14 protein-coding genes are annotated in these 17,650 nt (G+C 42.7%); 13 read left to right on the top strand and 1 reads right to left on the bottom strand.

Translation table 11 applies throughout. The features are described 5' to 3' along the window. The first annotated feature begins 125 nt into the window (after positions 1–125). From fucP to DUT71_RS08030, 10 genes are all read left to right on the top strand, one after another. Complete coding sequence (fucP, locus tag DUT71_RS08075) at positions 126–1,421, top strand: L-fucose:H+ symporter permease (RefSeq protein WP_113662016.1); 1,296 nt, start codon at positions 126–128, stop codon at positions 1,419–1,421. After that, positions 1,422–3,056 (top strand): UxaA family hydrolase, encoded by a 1,635-nt coding sequence (locus tag DUT71_RS08070; RefSeq protein ID WP_113662015.1) that lies wholly within the window; start codon positions 1,422–1,424, stop codon positions 3,054–3,056. A 56-nt stretch (positions 3,057–3,112) separates the two neighbouring features. Continuing rightward, on the top strand, positions 3,113–3,877 hold the full coding sequence (locus DUT71_RS08065) for an SDR family NAD(P)-dependent oxidoreductase (protein WP_113662014.1): 765 nt from the start codon (positions 3,113–3,115) through the stop codon (positions 3,875–3,877). 9 nt (positions 3,878–3,886) lie between these two features. Beyond that, a complete protein-coding gene (locus tag DUT71_RS08060) occupies positions 3,887–4,738 on the top strand; it encodes a fumarylacetoacetate hydrolase family protein (protein ID WP_113662013.1) in 852 nt (283 codons plus the stop codon). Between the two features lies 1 nt (position 4,739). Further along, positions 4,740–5,078, top strand: coding sequence for an L-rhamnose mutarotase (locus tag DUT71_RS08055; RefSeq protein ID WP_113662012.1), 339 nt, complete (start codon positions 4,740–4,742; stop codon positions 5,076–5,078). Beyond that, entirely contained in the window at positions 5,071–5,895 is an 825-nt protein-coding gene (locus tag DUT71_RS08050) for an amidohydrolase family protein (protein WP_113662011.1), read from the top strand. The genes DUT71_RS08055 and DUT71_RS08050 overlap by 8 nt, the downstream gene beginning before the upstream one ends. A 10-nt stretch (positions 5,896–5,905) precedes the next feature. After that, positions 5,906–6,694 (top strand): L-fucose dehydrogenase, encoded by a 789-nt coding sequence (locus DUT71_RS08045; protein WP_113662010.1) that lies wholly within the window; start codon positions 5,906–5,908, stop codon positions 6,692–6,694. A gap of 12 nt (positions 6,695–6,706) precedes the next feature. Then, entirely contained in the window at positions 6,707–7,858 is a 1,152-nt protein-coding gene (locus tag DUT71_RS08040) for an alpha-hydroxy acid oxidase (protein WP_113662009.1), read from the top strand. Positions 7,859–8,394: 536 nt separating this feature from the next. Further along, entirely contained in the window at positions 8,395–9,501 is a 1,107-nt protein-coding gene (locus tag DUT71_RS08035; RefSeq protein ID WP_113662008.1) for a sensor histidine kinase, read from the top strand. Continuing rightward, a complete protein-coding gene (locus DUT71_RS08030; RefSeq protein WP_113662007.1) occupies positions 9,491–10,243 on the top strand; it encodes a LytR/AlgR family response regulator transcription factor in 753 nt (250 codons plus the stop codon). The genes DUT71_RS08035 and DUT71_RS08030 overlap by 11 nt, the downstream gene beginning before the upstream one ends. 184 nt (positions 10,244–10,427) lie before the next feature. Here DUT71_RS08030 and DUT71_RS08025 read toward each other — a convergent pair whose 3' ends face one another. Next, positions 10,428–11,237, bottom strand: coding sequence for a universal stress protein (locus DUT71_RS08025; RefSeq protein ID WP_113662006.1), 810 nt, complete (start codon positions 11,235–11,237; stop codon positions 10,428–10,430). A gap of 477 nt (positions 11,238–11,714) precedes the next feature. Between DUT71_RS08025 and DUT71_RS08020 the strand changes: the two genes are divergently transcribed. Genes DUT71_RS08020 through DUT71_RS08010 form a run of 3 tightly spaced genes read left to right on the top strand, consistent with a single transcriptional unit; the run spans position 11,715 to position 17,435 of the window. Beyond that, positions 11,715–12,830, top strand: coding sequence for an efflux RND transporter periplasmic adaptor subunit (locus tag DUT71_RS08020; protein WP_113662005.1), 1,116 nt, complete (start codon positions 11,715–11,717; stop codon positions 12,828–12,830). A gap of 34 nt (positions 12,831–12,864) precedes the next feature. After that, a complete protein-coding gene (locus tag DUT71_RS08015; protein ID WP_113662140.1) occupies positions 12,865–16,020 on the top strand; it encodes an efflux RND transporter permease subunit in 3,156 nt (1,051 codons plus the stop codon). A 2-nt stretch (positions 16,021–16,022) separates the two neighbouring features. Further along, positions 16,023–17,435 carry an efflux transporter outer membrane subunit gene (locus DUT71_RS08010; RefSeq protein WP_113662004.1) on the top strand — a complete coding sequence of 471 codons (1,413 nt, stop codon included), beginning with the start codon at positions 16,023–16,025 and terminating at the stop codon, positions 17,433–17,435. The last annotated feature ends 215 nt before the right edge of the window (positions 17,436–17,650 follow it).

Below are 17,650 nucleotides of genomic sequence, written 5' to 3'. Positions count from 1 at the left end.
TTTGGCCGTTTTAGTCAAAATAGTTGTTAATAATAGCCAAAATAGCTTAATAAATTGACAATCGGAGATGTCTTTTAACAGTTTTTTTGTAGTTAATTTGCTTTGAACCAAATTTAAAATTTTACATGAACCTAAGTGAACATGCTTCTGCGGAACACGAAATTTCCACTGCCGCAGTTTCCCGAAAGCAATACCTTTTTCCGCTCATACTAATTACCAGCCTTTTCTTTTTTTGGGGATTGGTACATAACATTGACCCCACGTTAATTGCTCATTTAAAAAAGACATTTACACTCAATAACTTAGAGTCTTCACTGGTCGACTTTTCGGTGTTTATCGCCTACTTTTTAATGGCTATCCCCGCTGGTATAATGATGAAAAAGTGGGGCTACAAAGCCGGAATTGTATTTGGCCTACTTTTATTTGCCGGTGGCGCTTTTTTGTTTATCCCTGCAGCCAACACCCATCAATATTTTTATTTCTTGGGGGCTTTATTTATCGTGGCCAGTGGTTTAGCCTTTTTAGAAACCGCTGCCAATCCCTATGTTACGGTTTTAGGGCCACCACAAACATCCTCGTTTAGGTTAAATTTAGCGCAATCATTTAATGGCATAGCTGCGGCAATAGCACCCATCATTGGCAAATACACCATTTTAACCAATACAGAGGTAACCAACGAAAGCATCCAAAACATGGATGCCGCTACTAAAGCAAAGTTTATTGAAGAAGCATCGAACAGTGTTAAAGCACCTTTTATGGTGCTGGGGCTCATTATTTTGGCAGTTGCGATAATATTTATCTTCCTCAAACTGCCCGAAATCAAAGCACAAAGTTCATCCGTAAAAGAAAAATCTATTGTAGAGATTTTTAAGATCAAACACACCCGTTGGGCAATTATTGCGCAGTTCTTTTACGTAGGCGCACAAATTTGTTTCAGCAGTTTTTTCTTGGTGTATGCCGAAAATGCAGCAGGTTTAGACCACCATTCGTCCAGCAATTATCTTGCGGTTTACGGTGCGCTGTTTATGATTGGACGGATCATCGGAACTATTTTTATGCGGTTTATTGAAGCACCAAAGCTGTTGGCCATCTATGCCCTACTAGCAGTAATACTCACCATAGTCGCCATTTTTGGCAGTGGCACCTACACCATCTATTGCTTGTTGGGAATCGGTTTTTTTATTTCCATTATGTTTCCTACCATTTTTGCCCTTGGTATTAAAGATCTGGGCGAAGACACCAAAACAGCTTCAAGTTTAATCATCATGTCAATTGTAGGCGGAGCAGTTATTCCTTTGGCGCTAGGCTACATTGCTGATATTACCCATAACATCCAATACGGTTATTCGGTACCTTTGGTTTGCTTACTAGTGGTATTGTATTTTGCATATAAAGGCTATAAGCCATCATTTAATAAATAGATGAGTACTAAGGTTTTAAAAATTGATGATAAGGACAATGTGCTCGTGGCATTGGTCGATTTGGCAAAAGGCACAGAATTGAACTATCAAGGGGTAGATTATACGTTACTCGAAGATATCCCTGCCAAACATAAGTTTTTTATCAACGACATGTATGAGGGCGAGGAAGTGTTTATGTACGGGGTGCTGGTAGGTAAGGTACAACACCAATTAAAGGCCGGTGTCCGAATGACGGTTGAAAACACCAAACATGCTGCAGACCCCTACCACTACAGAAAATCAGATTACCAATGGGAAGCACCAGAGGTAAGTAAATATAAAAACAGTAGTTTTTTGGGTTACCATCGAGACGATGGAACGGTGGGGACAGCCAATTACTGGCTGTTCATTCCCACGGTTTTTTGTGAAAACCGTAACCTTGATATTATTAAAGAAACACTTTATAGGGAGTTGGGCTATGCCGTTGACGATAAATATAAAAACTATACCCACGCACTGTTGCAAGCCTACCAAAATGGTAGCGATTTATATGAAATAGACCTTCAGCCCACTTCAAAAGTAGAAAGACCTTTCAAAAATGTGGATGGAATCAAGTTTCTAAACCATACCGGTGGTTGCGGAGGCACCCGTCAAGACGCCAATACCCTGAGTAAACTGTTGGCATCCTATGCCAACCACCCTAACGTAGCGGGCGTTACCGTACTTAGTTTAGGTTGCGAGCACCTGAGGGCAAGCCAACTTAAAACAGATTTACTTGCCTTAAACCCCAACTTTAAAAAGCCGCTGATATTTTTAGGTCAACAACAGTTGATGAACGAAGAAGAACTTTTAAAAACAACCATCAGGGAAACTTTTAAAGGTTTAATAGAAATCAATCAGATAGAAAGAAAGCCGGCACCTTTGAGCAAACTGTGCGTAGGGGTTAAATGCGGCGGCAGCGATGGCTTTAGCGGTATTTCGGCTAATCCTGCCGTAGGGCACTGTGCCGATTTACTGGTAGCCTTGGGCGCAAAGGTATTGGCTGCCGAGTTTCCTGAACTGTGCGGCGTAGAGCAGGAGCTGATCGACAGAATGCCAGATGAAGACACCGCCAGAAAATTCATCAGGTTAATGACCGAATACGATGATTTGGCGCATAAAGTTGGTTCAGGTTTTTACATGAACCCGTCGCCGGGCAATATCAAAGATGGCTTGATTACCGATGCCATTAAATCCGCTGGGGCCGCTAAAAAAGCAGGAACCTCTCCAATTGTGGACGTGCTGGATTATACCGAGCCCGCCACCAAAGCAGGTTTGAGTTTAGTGTGTACCCCAGGCAACGATGTAGAGGCCACCACAGGTAAGGCCGCCGCAGGCGCCACCTTGATTTTATTTACTACAGGCCTGGGAACACCCACCGGAAATCCGGTTTGCCCTACCATAAAAGTAGCTACCAATACCAGTTTGGCCATCAGAATGGCCGATATTATCGATATAGATGCTGGAGCAGTGATCGAAGGTCGTAAAACAATAGCCGAAATGGGCGAAGATATCTTGGAATATTGTATAGCCGTAGCCAGCGGGAAAGAAATTCCGAAAGCCGTACAATTAAACCAAGACGATTTTATTCCTTGGAAAAGAGGAGTGAGTCTTTAAAAAAATAGTCGATAACCAATGCCCAATAACCAAACAACCAAGAAACTAATAAAGAAATGTTATCCCTAAAAAATAAAAAAGCCGTAATTACAGGTGGCGGTAGTGGCATTGGAAAAGCCATAGCCCAACTGTTTGCCAAGCAAGGGGCCGAAGTTCATATTATTGAATTGGCCGTTGAAGCTGCACAAGAAGCAGCAAACGAAATCAAAGCGTTTGGTGGCAATGTAGAGGTACACGCCTGTAACGTAGCCAATCATGCGCAGGTGTTAAATGTGTTCGATCAGATTGGAAACCTTCATATATTAGTGAATAATGCTGGAATTGCCCATGTAGGCAAAGCCGATAATACTTCCGAAGATGATTTTGACAGGGTGATGAATGTGAATGTAAAGGGCGTTTACAATTGTTTATTTGCAGCCATTCCTAAAATGAAAGCTGTAGGAGGTGGGGCAATTTTAAACATGGCATCCATTGCAGCTTTGGTGGGTATTCCCGATAGGTTTGCCTACAGTACGGCCAAAGGTGCGGTAAAAGCAATGACCATGAGCGTGGCCAAAGATTACCTGACAGACCATATCAGGTGTAATTCCATTTCGCCCGCACGTGTACATACCCCATTTGTAGATGGATTTTTAGAGAAAAACTATCCCGGACAAATTGCCGAAATGTTCGATAAATTGTCGAAAACGCAACCTATAGGCCGTATGGGTTTACCCGAGGAAGTTGCTACATTAGCATTGTATCTATGCAGTAACGAAGCCGCATTTATTACTGGCTGCGATTACCCGATAGACGGCGGTTTTACTACTTTAAACAACTAGAATTACGATATGAAATTAGTTAGATACGGCGAAATAGGAAAAGAAAAGCCGGGTGTGATCATTGGAGAAGATATTTTTGATGTAGCTCCCTATGTGAATGACTATAACGAAGATTTTTTTAGTGCCAATGCCATTGAGGAATTAAAAAAGAAAGTAGAAGGCGGCTGGTTAGAAAAAGTAGAAAAACCGGTAAGGTTGGGTGCCCCACTGGCACGTCCATCTAAAATCATTTGTGTTGGGCTTAATTACAAGGACCATGCTGCCGAAACAAATGCCCCGATACCAACAGAACCTATCTTATTTTTCAAGTCTACCACCGCCATTGTTGGGCCTAATGATGATTTGATTATTCCTAAAAACAGTACAAAAACCGATTGGGAAGTGGAATTGGCCGTTGTGATTGGAAAAAAAGCCAGTTACGTAGACGAGCAAGATGCCCTTGACCATGTGGCAGGCTATGTTTTGCATAACGATTATAGTGAAAGGGCATTTCAACTGGAGCGCAACGGACAATGGGTAAAAGGCAAAAGCTGCGATACATTTGCACCCATAGGCCCATTTATTGCCACTAAGGATGAAATTGCCGATGTACACAACCTTCGCCTTTGGCTAAAAGTAAACGGCAAGCTGTTGCAAGATGGAAATACCTCAAACCTGATTTTTAATATCCCTTTTTTAGTGAGTTATATCAGTCAATTTATGACCCTTTTACCTGGCGATATAATTACTACCGGTACGCCAGCAGGAGTGGGTTTGGGCCAAAAACCAGAACCGTGGTACCTAAAACCGGGAGATGTGGTAGAATTGGGTATCGACGGATTGGGAAGTAGCAGACAAGAAGTAAAATCTTATCCATTATAGCATGAAACGGTACGCATTGGCATTGGATTTAAAGGATGATGAAAAGCTAATAGCCGAATATGAAGCTTATCATCGGGCTATATGGCCAGAAATTGCGGAGAGCATAAAGGCTGCAGGTATCTTAAATATGGAGATCTACAGAATTGCTAACCGTTTATTCATGGTCATGGAAGTAGATGATACTTTTTCTTTCGAAGCGAAAGCCAAGGCCGATTTGGCTAATCCCAAAGTGATGGAATGGGAACAGCTGATGTGGAAATACCAACAGGCCCTGCCAATGGCTAAGCCTGGCGAAAAATGGTTGCTGATGGATCAAATATTTGCTTGTAAAAATGATTGACAGCCACGTACATTTCTGGAACTATCATCCGGTAAAAGATGCTTGGATCACGGATGATATGGAAATACTTCAGGCAGATTTTACACCAGATGAACTCGAAGTAGAATTGCTAAAAAACGGTATGGCCGGATGCGTTGCCATACAGGCCGACCAAAGTGAACGAGAAACTGAATTTTTATTGGCACTGGCCCAAAAATACAGTTTTATCAAAGGGGTAGTAGGTTGGGTTGACCTGCAGCGTGAAAATTTACCAGAAAGACTGGCCCTATTTTCAGCAAATGAAAAATTAAAGGGCTGGCGACATATCGCCCAGGCCGAACCTCAGGGATTTCTGAATTCTGCTTCATTTTTGCGAGGTATAGCTCAATTAAGCCATTTTAACCATACTTACGATATTTTAATACATCAAAATCAGCTGGGGGAAGCTATTGCCCTGGTAGAAAAATTTCCTGAACAGCGTTTCGTGTTAGATCATATGGCCAAACCCGATATCAAAGGAAATGGAGGTTGGTTAGCATGGTACGATGGTATCAAAACATTAGCTACCCATCAAAAGGTGTACTGTAAAATTTCGGGGATGGTTACAGAAGCCAATTGGACCAATTGGAAATACGATGACCTGAAATATTATCTGGATGTCGTGTTTGAACATTTTTCGACCGATAGGATCATGTTTGGATCAGATTGGCCGGTATGCAAATTAGCTGCAACCTATACAGAAACAAAGCAGATTGTAACGCAATATATTAATCAGTTAACAGATTTACAGCGAAAAGCGGTTTTTGAATTGACTGCGAAGGAATGCTATCAATTATAATCTTTAGAAAATGGATTTACAATTAAAGGATAAGGTAGTTCTAGTAAGCGGCGGAGCCAAGGGAATTGGTGAAGCGATAGTAAGATCATTAGCCTCGGAAGGAGCAATTCCTGTAATTATAGGTCGTAACCCAATCGATAACTACAAGCTTGAAAAAGAAATTACACAAACTGGAGGAAAATGTAGTAGCATCGTTGCTGAACTTTCAAACCCTGCCGAATGTGAAAAAGTGGTTTCGGAAGCCGTAAATATATACGGAAAAATAGACGGCTTGGTGAACAATGCAGGGCTAAACGACGGCGTGGGCCTGGAGAGTGGAAACTACGAAAGCTTTATGCAATCCGTTCATAATAACTTGGTGCATTACTATTTGCTGGCCCACTACGCCCTTCCATATCTTAAAAAAACTAAAGGAAGTATTGTGAACATCAGCTCAAAAACAGGTGTAACCGGGCAAGGAGAAACTTCGGGATATGCCGCATCCAATGGTGGCCGCAATGCCCTCACCAGAGAATGGGCAGTAGAATTGCTTAAATACCAAATTAGGGTAAATGCCGTAGTGGTAGCCGAATGCTGGACACCGCAATACGAACGTTGGATACAAACTTTGCCCAACGCCGAGGAAACATTGGCCGAGATCAATTCCAGGGTCCCTTTAGAAAATCGTATGACAAAACCCAGCGAAATAGCCGATACCGTAGCCTTTTTACTATCTGAAAAATCAAGCCATACCACAGGCCAACTGCTTTTTGTAGATGGAGGATACGTGCACTTGGATAGAGCTCTGTTGCGCCAATAACTTACACTAAACATGGACTTAACATATAATCAAGCTTATCCAGGCATCGACGATTTGAGGCTAAAGGCCAAAAATAGAATACCCCGTTTTGCATTCGAATATTTAGATGGAGGCTGTAATGAAGATGTAAATCTGTACCGCAATACGGCCGAACTGAGGGAGATACAACTCAAACCAATTTACCTGAACAATTATAAAGGTACAGACATGAGCACCACTTTGTTCGGAAAAACCTATTCGGCACCCTTTGGTGTGGCACCAGTAGGCTTGCAGGGATTAATTTGGCCAAATTCTCCCAATATTTTGGCCAAAGCAGCCAAAGCTCATAACGTGCCGTTTATTTTAAGCACCGTGACTACCAGCGGAATTGAGGAAATAGCTAATATTACGGAAGGTGATTTTTGGTATCAGTTATACCACCCGGCAGAGGAACCCTTGCGTGACGACATCATCCGGAGATTGAAAGAGGTGAACTGCAACGTGCTGGTCATTTTAGCTGATGTGCCTACGTTTGGTTTCAGGCCGCGTGATATTCGTAACGGCTTGGCTATGCCGCCACGGATGACCCTCAAAAATATCCTCCAAATAATGGGTAAACCCAACTGGGCACTCCAAACTTTGGTGCATGGGGTTCCCAGTTTTGCAACATTAAAGCCTTACTTGCCAAAGGGATTGGATATGAAGCAGCTTGGTGCTTTTATGGACAAAACTTTCTCCGGCAGGTTAAATCAAGAACGAATAGCCGCAATAAGAGATCAATGGAAAGGAAAATTGGTCATTAAAGGCGTAGCCAGTGCCGAAGATGCCCAATTGGCGGTTGATTTAGGTTTGGATGGCATCATCGTCTCTAACCATGGTGGTAGGCAATTGGATGCTGGAGAATCAGCTGTAAAATCACTTTCGGATTTGTTGGCCTTTAAAGAAAAACTCACGGTAATGATGGATAGTGGAATTAGGTCGGGTGCAGATATTGCAAGGGCACTCGCCGTAGGTGCCGATTTTACTTTCTTGGGCCGCACATTTATGTATAGCACCGCTGCCTTGGGTAACCAGGGCGGACAACATGCCATGGCGATATTAAAACGTCAATTAAAGCAAGTAATGGAGCAGGTTTGCTGCCCAGATGTAACCCATTTCCCAAAACATTTGATCATCAATAAGTAAAATAAATGTGGCAGTAATGGTGTCCTACGCAAAAGAAGTGGCGGGCTTGCCCGACAGAATATAGCAGCAACCACCAAGGGAACTACCTGTGTTCGTGTGGTGCAGACAGACTTTTGAATAAGTATCGGCTATTGATGAAAATATATATAAGCAAAAAGCGCTTTTAAGAGGCGTTAATACCGTGTGTCTACGAATAAATCAACATGTCGATGAAAGTACTGTTGTGGCGGACAAGGAGCAAATAAGCTATGATGTTGAGTTGTTGCTTAGGGGAAATAATAAAGGTGCACTAAATTTCTGTCCATTTATTATCGATCAGCTCCTCCATTAAGTTGCCCTTGGCCAATGTTTTACATATGCTCCACCATCAAAAGACCTGTCTGCATGAGCGTTGTAGCTGACCTATCTAAATCTGGTATTTAAACCACCGGTTTATTCGCTTGAGTTCAGAATTTTTACACTTCAGTGAGAAAAAGCGCCATCTCCCGCTTTGGAACAATTACCTTTGTAGCAACAAAACAGGACATTATAGATAAATGCCACAAACCGAAAGGACATTTTTAAGTAACAAGGCTAAACGAGCAGTTTTCGTGCCCCTGGCTTTTGTCCTCTTTTATCTGGTTTCCTTTTTGTTAGATCCCTACGCTACCTTTTGGCAAGAATATTTTCAGAGGAGCTTTTGGAAACTTTTAACAGAATGGATGGTGTCGTTGGTGTTCTGCTTTTTGGTTTCAGAAGCTTCCATTTTCATTCATTCGCGCTTAAATAGAACGCTTCCTTGGACAGATCAGCCACTGAGACGCCTCATGACCGAAGCACTTTTCAATATGCTGGCCGTTATGGTCATTATTTTCCTGGATATTGCTTTCATCGTATTTATCGAAAAGGAACACGTAGGTGATCCCTCTACAGAAGATATTAAAAACCTCATGCAATGGGGGGTAGTAAGTACCATGATTTCCTTCACCCTTATCGCCATTAACACCGGGAGCCACCTGGCCGCCAATTGGAAGAGCTCCGAAATGAGTTTGGCCCAGCATAAACTCAGAGAAGCAGAGCTCAAGCAGGCTTCGGTAGAGGCGCAGTTAAATGCGTTGAAACTGCAGTTAGACCCACACTTTATCTTCAACAGTTTAAGTATTCTCTCAGAACTGATTTTAGAAGACCAACAGTTGGGATACGAGTATTCCGAACGATTTTCGAGGGTGTACCGCTTCCTCTTGGTGAACTCCAAAAAAAACACCGTTTCGTTGGAAGAGGAACTCAAATTTTTGGATTCATACATCTTCCTGATCAAGCATCGTATTGGCTCGGGCGTTACCTTTGATATCGATGTGGCTCCACATTTCAAATCCCTGTATCTGCCTCCGTTAACCCTGCAGCTGCTCATCGAAAATGCGCTCAAACACAATTCTACCAATAAAAATAGCCCCCTAAACATCAGGATTTACACCAAGGATATCCCTGTTTTAGTGGTAGAGAATTCCTTATCTTTAATAGAAAATCAAAACCTTCGGTCGTTTGGCATAGGCTTGCCCAATATCATGAACAGATTTCAGCTTTTGCAGGGAAAATTGCCCGAAATTGTGAAAGATGCCGCTACCTATAAAGTAATTATTCACCTTATGGATTATGAACAATAACATCCTTATCATTGAAGATGAAAAGCTCAATGCCGATCGCCTAAAACGCCTTATAGGGATGATTAGGCCACAGGCCACTATTTTGGCGGTATTGGAAAGCGTACAGGAAGCGGTACATTGGCTGGAAAATTCGGCTATGCCCGATCTGGTGATGATGGACGTGCGGCTGGCCGATGGACTAAGCTTCGAAATTTTTGAAAAGGCGAACATCACTTGCCCCATTATTTTCACCACAGCCTATGACGAATATGCCGTTAAGGCTTTTAAGTACAACAGCGTTGATTATTTGCTGAAACCTGTAGAGCACGAAGAGTTGGCCCTGGCTTTGGAGAAAGTAGAACAAAACCACTCCTTCAGCAACCAGCAATCCATTGAGAATTTGGTAAGATACCTAAAGCCAAAAGAGTACCGGAGCCGATTTTTGATTCCCTTTAAAGATGGTTATAAGGCTGTATCGGTAAGCGATGTATATTATTTCTATTTGGAATTTAAGATAACCAAGGCCAGACTGCAAGATGGCACGGAAGTGGTGCTGCCCCATACCATGGAAGAACTGGACCAGCAGTTAGATCCACATTTGTTTTTTAGAGCCAACAGACAGTGCATAATTCACGTAAATGCCATCGCCCAACTGCACAACCATTTCAATGGAAAAATAAAGGTTGCTTTAAAAAACAGCGATATGGAGGTAATTGTGAGTAGGGAAAAAGCGGCGGCACTAAAACAGTGGATGGATTGTTGATTAGAGATTAGTTCATGGGTTCCTTAGCTTATTGGTTGGTTAAAAAAAATAACGCTCCTATACCGTCATTTCAACCAAAGGGAGAAGTTTAGCATCCAAAAAAATCCCCTCCTCCCTTTTCCGATAGTTGGAACAGGCAGTCGAAATGACAACGTATTCCGTACCAATAAAATTGTAAGGCGTACTACAAAGGAAGCGACAATAGCGGTACGCTATTGCCCGAAGCCATTACCCTAGTTTTGCTTTTTCGCAACAAGCTATCCCAAAAGCCATGTCGGTAAGGAACCATTACCAATAAATCTGTTTCCGATGCTTTAATTTCATCCTCAATAGCTTTGATGATTTTTGAAGATTGCACTTGTTTATAGAAATGGTCAACCTGTGCCAATGAGGTATCTACCAACGCCAATTCTTCATGATTTGCAAGGTCTTCAGCTTTTTGACGCACATGGAAAACTTCTACTTTGGCTCCAAAATCTTTGGCCAATGCCTTAACATCGTCCAATATTTTGGCATGTACCCCGCGGGCAATATCGCAAGCAAAAAGAATATGCTTGATTCCTTTATACTGGGCTTGTAGCGGAACCGATAAAGTGGGGAATTTTAACCTATCGATAACCTGGGTAGTGGTATTGCCCAATAAATCCTGCTCCAATGATTTTTCTGGCATGCCCATCACCAATAAATCCGCCCGATGCAGGTGGATACAGCCTACTAATTCTTCATAAAAGTCACCAGAAGCAAAATGGATATCGGTTTTGATATGGTAAATGCCACTGATCAGGTCGGCAATCTCTTTTAGTTTATCTCGCCGCCAAGTTAAAATCTTATCCATTTCACTACCCGATACGCGGGCATTCATGGCATGGATAGAAGTGTTGTAAAGATTGTAAAGTACCAACTTATAGCCTCTCTCGGCTGCTGCTGCTGCGGCATAGGTCATGGCGTGGTCTGCTTCGGAAGAAAAATCAGTGGCAACAATAATCGTTTTCATTTTTACAAAGTTAAACAGCAAAAACCGTTGGCATGCAAAATGCCTGGCAGTTTCCAGCTGTGCGTAAATAGATTAGTTTTATAATAGAAACCTCAACTTCAAAGGCATTCATTGCTCCGTTGTTTTAAGGTAATGGTATAAAACTAGCGCTTCGCTAGGATTAAATTTTCATGATCATGTCATTAATAAAATGCTTGGTAATGCAAAAGTAAAAACAAGGAAATCCTGTAGGTATTTTAAGTGCCCGAAACGGAAAAAATCTCGCCTCAAATGAAGGCGTATGCCTGCTGAAATGTCTGGAGTTGAATGGACAATGATCAACAGGTATCTGTATTCTTTGCCATTGTAGGCCCGTTAAAACGTTTGGGTCGAAACTGTTTTCACTTCGGATGCCAATTTATCCGTTTCGGTCATTTTTACACCTTTAAGCTCTTAAAATCTACTTTCTTTTGCACCGAAAATTTAATTTGAAATAAGATGTCACAAAAAAATACAACAAAGACAGCAGCTTATTGGCTGGTAGGGCTAGTCGCTATCTTGCTATCGGCCTGTGGCCAGCCTCAGCAGGGTTTTGAGATGCCGCCCGTGAATACCGACTTCATGACGCTTGGCTTGGCCGACGCTTCCATTGAAAAACGTTACCCAGGCATGATTGAAGGTACTGTAAACGTGGAAGTAAAAGCGCAGGTAAGCGGTTATTTAGAAACCATTTATGTTAAGGAGGGTGACTACGTTAAAAAGGGGCAATCGCTATTTAAAATCAAAGGCGATGTTTTTAATGAACAAGTGAACAATAGCCAAGCTAATTTGAAGGCTGCTTTGGCGGCACAGGCAAATGCAAAAATAGAAGTTGAGAAAATCAAGCCGCTAGTGGCTGAAAAAGTAGTTTCGGATATCCAGTTAAAAACAGCACAGGCCAATTATGATGCCGCTGTTGCACAAGTGGCGCAAGCTAAAGCAGCTTTAGGTTCTTCGCAAATCAATGCTGATTTTGCCATCATTAAAGCCCCCGTAAGTGGTTACATTGGCAGAATTCCTAACCGTATTGGCAATTTGGTAACCCCAGCAGATGCGGCTCCATTAACCACTTTGTCGGAAATTGACCAAGTATTGGTGTATTTCTCCATGAGTGAGGCAGATTTTATCGCCTTTAATCAAGACCGTAAAACAGATCTGGGGATGAACACCGTGAGCTTGATTATGGCTGATGGCAAACCTTACGCCCATCAAGGTAAATTGGAATTGGCCAGCGGTAATATCGATAGAAACACGGGAAGCATTGCTTTGAAGGCGGTTTTCCCTAACCCAGATAAACTGTTGCGTTCTGGTGGCGCAGGTCGCGTGATCATTACCAAGAAATTAAAGGATGCCCTGGCGGTACCTATGGCCAGTGTGAAAGATGTTCAGGACAAATTCTTTGTGTTTACCCTGGCTGATAGCAATAAGGTGGCCATGAAAGCCATTGAAATCCTGGGGAAATCAGGCGCCAACTACATTGTGAAATCAGGCGTAGCCAAAGGCGAAAAAATTGCGATCAACAGTATAGATGCCTTGGCAGAAGGTGTAAAAGTAGTGCCTACGGTTGCTAAATAACGCGCCAAAAATTAATCGTTTTAAAAAGCATTTTATGTTAAAGAGAATTATAGATAGGCCAGTATTGGCCACGGTAATCTCGGTAGTACTGGTAATCTTGGGGATCATTGGACTAACGAGGTTGCCAGTAACAAGGTTCCCCGATATTTCGCCGCCAACGGTTACCGTTTCGGGAAGTTATCCAGGGGGAAATAGCGAATCGGTGATCCGTTCGGTGGTAACGCCATTAGAAGAGCAGATCAACGGGGTAGAGCAAATGGAGTACATTAAATCAACCGCCAGTAACGACGGTTCATTCTCTATTTCGGTTATTTTTAAGCAGGGGGTGAATCCCGATCAGGCTGCGGTAAACGTGCAGAACAGGGTGCAACAAGCCACACCTATTCTGCCGCAAGAGGTAATCCAAATGGGTTTAACTACCTCTAAGCAGCAAAACAGCATGATCATGATCTTCGATGTGTACACCGAGGACAATAACAAGTATGATGAAACTTTCCTGCAAAACTACATCAACATTAACATGGTGCCTCAAATAAAAAGGGTGCCAGGCGTAGGGCAGGTGCAATTGTTTGGGGCAAAAGATTACTCAATGAGGGTTTGGCTGAACCCACAAAAGATGGCCAGCTATGGCTTGATCCCATCGGACGTAAACACAGCCATTTCACGCCAAAGTGTGGAGTCGGCCCCAGGTAAACTAGGTTCCGAATCTGACGCGCCATTGGAATACGTAATGCGTTACAAAGGCAAGAAGAACCAAACTACGGAGTATGAAAACATCATCGTGAAACGAAATGGTGGAGAGTTGGTACGCTTAAAAGATGTGGCCAGAATTGAATTTGGTTCTATTTATTACGGTGGTAACAGTACCTCTAACGGGAAAAATGCGGTAACAGCGGCGATCTTGCAAACTACAGGTTCCAATGCCAATGCCATTGAAATTGGGGTAAATGCCGAGCTGGAAAAAGCGGCCAGGTCATTTCCTCCAGGCATTAAGGTTGGTAAACTGATGAGCACCAAAGAACGTTTGGATGAAGCGACCAGTCAGGTAAAATCTACCTTAATCGAGGCATTTATCTTGGTGTTTATTGTGGTATTCCTGTTCTTGCAGGATTTTCGTTCAACCATTATCCCAGCCATTGCAGTGCCGGTAGCCATTATTGGTACCTTCTTCTTCCTGTTGGTATTTGGTTTTACCATTAACATCCTTACCTTATTTGCCTTGGTATTGGCCATTGGTATTGTGGTGGATGATGCCATTGTGGTGGTGGAAGCGGTGCATAGTAAAATGGAAGGTTCTAATCTATCAGGAAAAGAAGCTACGCATACGGCCATGGGCGAAATTACCGGAGCGGTTATCTCCATTACCTTGGTGATGTCGGCGGTGTTTATCCCAATTGGCTTCATGACGGGTTCTTCGGGTATTTTCTATAAGCAATTTGCTTACACCTTGGCCATCGCCATTATCATTTCGGCTGTAAACGCTTTAACACTTACGCCGGCACTTTGTGCGTTGCTGTTAAAGAACAATCATGCAGGTGAACATACACATCAGCCTACGGAGCGTGGTTTCAAAAAACGTTTCTTTACGGCGTTCAATGCAGGTTTTGATAATCTCACCAATCGCTATATCAAGGGACTTCGTTTCTTGATCAAAAAGAAATGGCTGGGTGCAGGCTTAACGGTAGGCATCAGCGCTATCGCGATTTTCCTCATGGTAAGTACACCAAAAAGCTTTGTGCCAATGGAAGACGACGGCTTTATGGTATTTAGTTTAAGCATGCCTCCGGGTACAGCTTTAGATCGTACCACAGAAGTTGCCAAAAAAATTGATAACATTTTTAAAGGAAACGAAGCCGTAGAAAGTGTAGCGAACATTACAGGTTTCAATATCTTGTCCAACAGTGCCAGTCCCGCTTACGGATTAGGTTTCGTGAAATTAAAACCTAAGAAAGAGCGTGGAGCAGTACAAGACATTGATCAAATTACGGCCAATGTTTCCGCACAGTTAGCTGGCATTAAAGAAGGTTCGGTCATGGTGTTTAGGATGCCGCCCGTAGAAGGCTATGGCGTAGCCAGCGGAGCTGAAATCGTATTACAGGATAAAACAGGTAAAGATGCGGCTGCTTTAAAAGCGATGGCTGATAAGGTAATGGGACAGATTATGCAACAACCAGGCGTACAATACGCCTACACCACGTTCCGTGCCGATTTTCCGCAGTTTGAAGTTGAAGTAGATGAAGATAAAGCCAGCCAAATGGGATTGAGCGTAAGCGATATCATGCAAACCATACAGGTATATTTTTCTGGAGACCAAAGCTTGAACTTTACCAGATTTGGTAAGTTTTACCGGGTAAGTGTAAAAGCCGATGGTGTTTTCAGGGCTGATGAAGATGCGTTCAACGAAATATTTGTAAGGAACGACCAAAATCAAATGGTGCCTGTAAAAGGTTTGGTGAGCCTGCACAAGGTTTATGGCCCCGAATCCATGAGCAGATACAATTTGTACAATGCCTTAACCATTAACGTAATGCCGGTTCCAGGTACAAGTAGTGGCGATATTATGGACAATTTGGAGAAAAACGTATTAAGCAAATTGCCTTCGGATTATGGCTACGAATGGACTGGATTAAGCTTGGAAGAGAAATCTTCAGGTGCACAAACCTTAGTGATTTTATCCCTTTGTTTATTGTTCGTGTACTTTTTGTTGGCTGCACAATACGAAAGTTACCTATTGCCATTGGCAGTACTATTATCTATTCCAACAGGGGTATTAGGGGCTTTCGGTGGCATTAAGGCCATTGGCTTAGACAACAATATTTATGTACAGGTTGGTTTGATCATGTTGGTTGGTTTGCTGGCCAAAAATGCCATCCTGATTGTGGAATTTGCCGTGCAACGCAGAGCTTCTGGCTTGTCGATTAAAGAAGCGGCTATTGATGGTGCAAAATCTAGGCTACGCCCTATTATCATGACTTCCCTGGCCTTTATTGTAGGGATGATTCCCCTGATGATTGCTACGGGAGGTTCGGCCATGGGCAATAGATCCATCAGTACGGGAGCAGCTATAGGGATGTTAACCGGGGTAATTTTTGGGGTATTCGTTATTCCATTGTTGTACATGCTGTTCCAATTTTTACAGGAAAAGGTATCAAGTAAAAAGCCATTGCCTCAACCTGAATTAAATCATTAATTATGAAACGAATTTTAAATTATATTATCGTTTGTGCGGTGGGTTCGGTGAGCTTGTCATCTTGTGCGGTGGGCAAAAAATACCAACGCCCTGATTTGGCTACGCCTGAAACCTATCGTACCACCGCGGCCCTTACCGGCGATACGGTGATGTTGCCGTGGAGAGCTTTTTTTAAGGATCAGCAATTGGTGACCTTGATTAATCAGGCACTGGAAAAAAATAAGGATGTAGCTGTGGCCATGCTCAATATGGAGCAATTGGAGCTTTCTTTTAAGCAAGCTAAGTTGGGTTTGTTGCCAACTTTAGATCTTAGCGTAGGCGCTTCAAGGATCTACCAGTCTAAAAATTCATTGAACGGTTCACTTAGCCAGCAATTTGTGGGAAGTAGCTACCTGGATGATTACAGTGCAACCCTATCCCTATCATGGGAAGCCGATATTTGGGGCAAAGCAAAAATGCAGAAAGATGCCGCAAGAGCGAATTACTTTATGCAAAGGGAAAACCTTTCGGCCCTAAAAACAAGGATCATTGCGCAAGTAGCACAGGCTTATTATAATTTGCTGGCCCTTGATGAGCAATTGAAAGTAGCCGAGCGAAACATTGTACTTAGTGATAGCACTTTGAGGATGATCCAGTTGCAATATCAAGCTGGACAGGTGAATTCTTTAGGAGTGGAGCAAGCGGTGGCACAGAAAAAAACAGCCCAGCTTTTGGTTCCCTTGGCCAAGCAAAACATTGCCATTCAGGAAAATGCCCTAAGTATTTTATGTGGCGATTACCCTAAAAATATTGCCAGAAATTTTGCCTTTAAAACAACGGATATCGGCGAGGTTTTTCCTGATGGTGTACCTGCAAAACTGTTGAGTAGAAGGCCAGATTTGAAAGCGGCAGAATATGCGGTAGTATCGGCCAATGCCAATACAGGATTGGCTAAAGCCGCCATGTATCCAAGCCTTAGCATTACACCGTCCATAGGTGCAAACTCTTATCAATTTAGCAATTGGTTTGACTTGCCAGGCTCGTTGGTAAAAAACATTGGGGGTAACCTTGCTCAACCGGTTTTTAGAAAAAAAGAGTTGAGGACTAATTACGAGATTGCCAAATTGGAGCAGCAAAAATCAGCAGAGCAGTTCCGTCAGGCTATGATGTTAGCCGTAGGCGAGGTGTCTGATGCCTTGGTTAAATCAAGCCATGCTAACGAGCGAATGGTGTTGGTGGATGAAAAGCAAGCTTCCTTAAATAAGGCGGTAAAAAACGCATTACTGTTGTACCGTAGCGGGATGGCTACTTACCTGGAAGTAATTGTAGCACAAAACAACGCCTTGCAAAATGAATTAGATGTGATATCTCTTCAAAAAGAAAAAGCAGACGCAAAAATCGATTTGTATCGTGCTCTTGGAGGGGGTGTAGAATAGTTTTGATGTTGGGTAGTTGTTAGTTGATGCCCCGAGCTATGGATGTAGTTCGGGGCATTTTTTTGGTAATGTACCTGTCATCTCGAACATGCCAGTGCCGAGCCTTCTGGAGAGAGCTAGTGACCTTTTCCTTTAAATCATACATTTTACGACCTCGATGAGGTCAAATATTTATAACGTAGTCGATCAACATTGATGCGACGCTGTAGGAGTCG

Source organism: Pedobacter nanyangensis, assembly GCF_003313505.1.
GTDB lineage: Bacteria > Bacteroidota > Bacteroidia > Sphingobacteriales > Sphingobacteriaceae > Pedobacter > Pedobacter nanyangensis.
The sequence above is the reverse complement of the archived record's forward strand: the minus strand, read 5'-3'. Positions and strand labels throughout refer to the sequence as shown.

What these genes read in the sequence shown, in the direction of transcription:
- fucP (WP_113662016.1), top strand. Translation starts at nt 126, where the DNA reads ATGAACCTAAGTGAACATGCTTCTGCGGAACACGAAATTTCCACTGCC.
- DUT71_RS08035 (WP_113662008.1), top strand. Translation starts at nt 8,395, where the DNA reads ATGCCACAAACCGAAAGGACATTTTTAAGTAACAAGGCTAAACGAGCA.
- DUT71_RS08025 (WP_113662006.1), bottom strand. Translation starts at nt 11,237, where the DNA reads ATGAAAACGATTATTGTTGCCACTGATTTTTCTTCCGAAGCAGACCAC.
- DUT71_RS08055 (WP_113662012.1), top strand. Translation starts at nt 4,740, where the DNA reads ATGAAACGGTACGCATTGGCATTGGATTTAAAGGATGATGAAAAGCTA.
- DUT71_RS08070 (WP_113662015.1), top strand. Translation starts at nt 1,422, where the DNA reads ATGAGTACTAAGGTTTTAAAAATTGATGATAAGGACAATGTGCTCGTG.
- DUT71_RS08065 (WP_113662014.1), top strand. Translation starts at nt 3,113, where the DNA reads ATGTTATCCCTAAAAAATAAAAAAGCCGTAATTACAGGTGGCGGTAGT.
- DUT71_RS08050 (WP_113662011.1), top strand. Translation starts at nt 5,071, where the DNA reads ATGATTGACAGCCACGTACATTTCTGGAACTATCATCCGGTAAAAGAT.
- DUT71_RS08020 (WP_113662005.1), top strand. Translation starts at nt 11,715, where the DNA reads ATGTCACAAAAAAATACAACAAAGACAGCAGCTTATTGGCTGGTAGGG.
- DUT71_RS08015 (WP_113662140.1), top strand. Translation starts at nt 12,865, where the DNA reads ATGTTAAAGAGAATTATAGATAGGCCAGTATTGGCCACGGTAATCTCG.
- DUT71_RS08010 (WP_113662004.1), top strand. Translation starts at nt 16,023, where the DNA reads ATGAAACGAATTTTAAATTATATTATCGTTTGTGCGGTGGGTTCGGTG.
- DUT71_RS08060 (WP_113662013.1), top strand. Translation starts at nt 3,887, where the DNA reads ATGAAATTAGTTAGATACGGCGAAATAGGAAAAGAAAAGCCGGGTGTG.
- DUT71_RS08030 (WP_113662007.1), top strand. Translation starts at nt 9,491, where the DNA reads ATGAACAATAACATCCTTATCATTGAAGATGAAAAGCTCAATGCCGAT.
- DUT71_RS08040 (WP_113662009.1), top strand. Translation starts at nt 6,707, where the DNA reads ATGGACTTAACATATAATCAAGCTTATCCAGGCATCGACGATTTGAGG.
- DUT71_RS08045 (WP_113662010.1), top strand. Translation starts at nt 5,906, where the DNA reads ATGGATTTACAATTAAAGGATAAGGTAGTTCTAGTAAGCGGCGGAGCC.